This window comes from Rhizobacter sp. (assembly GCF_031412075.1).
Taxonomy (GTDB): domain Bacteria; phylum Pseudomonadota; class Gammaproteobacteria; order Burkholderiales; family Burkholderiaceae_C; genus Rhizobacter.
The window spans coordinates 1-3731 of sequence record NZ_JANOCG010000628.1 but is presented as its reverse complement, the minus strand read 5'-3'; the positions used below and the strand labels follow the sequence as shown (position 1 = coordinate 3731).

Below are 3731 nucleotides of genomic sequence, written 5' to 3'. Positions count from 1 at the left end.
CACCACGCACGGTGCTCACCGCCTCGTTGCCCGCGAGCGTGACGCCGCGTTCGATGAGGCCGGGGTTGGCCGCCGTGGCGGGTGCATCGAGGTCGGGGCCCAGCACCTCATCGAGCGATTTCACTTCGGCGGCGAGCGCGCTGCAGGTGGTGTCTTTCGGCGCGGCATACGGCCGCTTCTGGGCCTCGGCCAAAACCGGCGGGATGGGGGCTCGAACCAGGTTGAGGTCGCTCAAGGGCGTGGTCGCGGCGTCGGTCACGGGAGTGACCACTTGAGACGCACAAGCGCTCAACAAGAGGGCCAGGGTCAGCATAGAGAAGGTGTGTTTGTTCATGGGGTGCAGGGTAGCAGGCGGCCGCTTGGCGAAAACCCTCAGGGGCGCCTCAGGGTCGCCTCAGGGTCGCCTCAGGGTCGGATCGCGAAGCGCGCAGCCGATCGGGCGCGGGCACGTGCGGCTTCGATCTCGCGGTCACGCAGCTCGGCGGTGGTCACGAGCGACTGGATCAGCACGCGCGCCGCCGCGGCCACGTCTTCCACCGCCTGATCGAAGGCCGCCTCGTTCGCCTTCGACGGCACGTTGAAGCCGCTCAGCTTGCGCACAAACTGCAGCGACGCGTCGCGTATCTCCAACTCGGTGGCCGGCGGCTCGAAGTTGAACAAGGTCTTGATGTTGCGGCACATGGCGCAGCTCCTGGCGAGTGACTTCTACTTGGCCACCACCACGCGGTAGTAAGCCTTGCCCTTGTCGGACAGCAGCGCCACATAGGCGTTGTTGCCGACGCGGCCCACGCTCAGCTGGCCCTTGCTGATGCCGCCCTTGAGCGGCAGGCGGCAGGTCTCGGCGCCACGCTCCACGTCAAAGCATGAGAGCACGTTGCCGGTGGCCACCACCAGGTAGCGCCAGTTGCCGACGAAGCCGCAGGCGAGCGGTGCGGAGCTGCTGTCTTCACCCGCATCGCGCACACCGATCGCGTGAACCGTGTGCAGGTTGAATTCTTGCGCGCTCGTGGTGTCGATGAGGTGCACCCGACCGCCATAGGTGCGCGTCAAGCCACCCAGGCGGTTGACGTTCCAGGTGTAGCCACCGACCGCGCCCACCTGGCCGTCGGGCGACACCGCGACGCAGGCCTTGTCTTCGCCACGCCAGGTCTCCTTGGTGAGCTTGGCGGCAGCCACCCAGGCGGGCGTGTCGCTCACCTCACCGGCGGCTGGCGCCAGCTCGATCTCGGCCGGTGCGCTCGCCACGGGCTCCAGCACCAGCGGCACGGCTTTCGGCAAGGCCGGGCTCAGCACCGTGAGGCCGGCGCGCTGGGCCGCACCATCGACGGCGCGCTGGATTGCATTGCTGATCGCCGCGCCTTCGGTCAAACCGTCGGAGGGCGGAATGCCACGTGTGCCCATGCCGTCGAGCGTGAAGGCCTGCACCTGCGCCGACTTGTCGACCATGCGGAACTCTGCTGTGGCGGTGGCGGTGTAGAACAAACCCAGCACCGGCTTCACGCTCACGCTCACGCCCAGGCGCACCACTTTCTGGATGTCGTATTTGCCCGCGCGTTTGACGAACTCTTCGGCGGTGATCACGTGGCCGGGGTCGGCCAGGTCGACCCAGCCTTTCTTGAGCTGTTTGGCCTTGGCCTCGTCGAGCACCACGAACTTGGAGTCGCCCAACAGCTCTTCAGCGCGGGCCAGCGCCACCTTTTCGTAGGCGGCGAACTTGGGGTCGGTGATGTAGGCGGCAACCGAGACGCGCACGCCATCGGAGGCCAGTGCGCTGCCCGCCACACACCAAACCGACAGCAGCAACACGATGCGACGCATCATTGCCAACTCTGCCCGATGCGCTCCATCAGCCGCTTGGCCGCGCTGAGCGCGAGGATGTCGGTGGCCATCGCCGTCGACACCGGGTTCCAGCCGGTGAGCGCCTGGTAGGAGTCGTCGATGGGGCTGTCGAGCCCGCGCACCTGCGCGCTCACCGTGCCTTCGAAACGGTGGCCCTGGGTCTTGTCTTCGGGGTCGGTGCGCGAGCTGACCCGCCCATCGGCCATCAACCGGATGGTGGTCACGCCGGCCGCAGGCGATTTGGGAATCGGCGCATCGATCTCGGTTCGCGCCCCGAGCTTGGCCAGCGACTCGGCCAGCGACGCACAGGCCTTGACCCACGGCGCAGGCTTGCCGCCCAGGCGCAGGCCGCAGCTCAGCACCACCTGGCGGCCGGCGAAATATTCCTTCTGCCGCTCTTGCGCCAGCTCGGGTGCAGCGCAGGCGGCCTTGTCTTGACTGGCCTGTCGCGCCAGGCACGAGTAACCGGCATCCGACAACAGGGACACCAGCCGCGCTTGCGGTACAAACCCGATCGTCGATTCGTCAGGCACCCAGCTCGCGGCCATCAGCGTGCGCAGTGGCCGCAGTGCGCGGCCGGCGGCTTCGAGCCGCTCCACCGGGTGGGTGGCGCTCTTGAATTCGGCGTAGGCCTCGACATGGCTTTGCGCCAGGCCGAGCAAACGCTTTTCGTCCTGCTTCATCTTTTGCAGCATCTTGTCGACCCCGCCCAGCCTCGCCTTGAGCGCGACCACCGGCACTTCAGGCACCTCGCGAAAGTCGTTGGTGCCGAGCAGCGAGGAAGCCGCCGCAGCCGAACTCTCACGTTGCTGCAAAGGCTTGGACGCGTCTTCGCCGATCGCGAGCATGGCGCTCACCTGCTTGCCCAAGGCGAGCAGCATGTCGCGCTTGCGGGCGCGGTCGAAGTCGGCGCGGCTCACCGACACCCGGACCCACGCCTGGCAGCGCTTCGCGTCGACCCACTGCTGGTCGGCGCGCACGTTTTGCAGCGTCACGCTGGTGGTGGCTTCGGCCACCGATTCGATGGACGAGCGCAGCACCTGCTTGCCACCCTCGCTCACCTTGCTGTCGTTGAGCTTGACGCTGGCGCTCACCGACACGCGGATGCGCTCGGCCAGCTCTTTCAGCGCCTGCGTTCGTGCGGCTGCGAGCGCGTCGCTCAAGCGGTCGCCATCGATCGTGGCCGAGCCCGCGGCGCTCACGGTGGCCGGGTCTTCGCTGGCTTGCGGCATGGTCCAGGCGGGCGGTGTGTCGCCGTCGCCCGCCACCTTGCAGGCCGCCACGGCGTGGGTGGCCGCCGTGGCCAAGGCGGCGCCCAACAGCCACACGCGCAAGCCGGCTTTCATGGCGCGCTCTTTTGCACCACCTGGGCCGGCGGCGCACGGCGGCGGAACTGCTGCAACAGCATCTCCTCCACATCGGGCGAGGCGGTGCTGCCGGTCGTTTCGACCGCCTGCTTCACCAGGCTGCGTGTGCCGGTGGCGTCGATCGACACCTCGGCGCACAACCACTTGCCCTTGCCCACCGTCACCTCTTCAAACCGGGTGACGCGGGTGTTGGTGAGTGCCTTCTCGGTCAAGACCTTGGCAGACGACTTGAACGACTGTGTGCTCTTCGCCCCGGTCTTGCTGGTGCTGAGTTCGTCGCTCGCCTGGATGTTGACTTCGAGGTTGCGCGCCATGGTCACCCGGGCCATCGCAGCCGCCTGGCTGCGGTCGAGCGAGAGGTTGCCGCTGGACTCGACACACTCAGCGGCCGCGATGCCGCCTGCCGCCTCGGGCCGCGTCACCCAGGCCGGCCAGGGTGACGACGGCGTGGAGCCACACCCCGCCAGCAGAGCCACTGCAAGCCCCAGCGGCGCCGCGCATATGCGCAACGTGGTGCCCATCAGA

Annotated in this window: 4 protein-coding genes and 1 pseudogene; all 5 read right to left on the bottom strand. The window is 68.0% G+C overall.

Annotated elements, in window-relative coordinates; genetic code table 11:
* A pseudogene (locus RMO40_RS23140) lies at positions 1 to 334 on the bottom strand (hypothetical protein); the annotation flags it as partial.
* Between the two features lie 71 nt (positions 335 to 405).
* Positions 406 to 681, bottom strand: coding sequence for a DUF2277 family protein (locus tag RMO40_RS23135; protein ID WP_309725954.1), 276 nt, complete (start codon positions 679 to 681; stop codon positions 406 to 408).
* 24 nt (positions 682 to 705) lie between these two features.
* Positions 706 to 1821 (bottom strand): hypothetical protein, encoded by a 1116-nt coding sequence (locus tag RMO40_RS23130; RefSeq protein WP_309725953.1) that lies wholly within the window; start codon positions 1819 to 1821, stop codon positions 706 to 708.
* Positions 1818 to 3185 (bottom strand): hypothetical protein, encoded by a 1368-nt coding sequence (locus tag RMO40_RS23125; RefSeq protein ID WP_309725952.1) that lies wholly within the window; start codon positions 3183 to 3185, stop codon positions 1818 to 1820. Before RMO40_RS23125 ends, RMO40_RS23130 begins: the two co-directional genes overlap by 4 nt.
* A partial coding sequence (locus RMO40_RS23120; protein ID WP_309725951.1) for a hypothetical protein occupies positions 3182 to 3731 on the bottom strand: 550 nt, incomplete at its 5' end. The genes RMO40_RS23120 and RMO40_RS23125, both read right to left, overlap by 4 nt.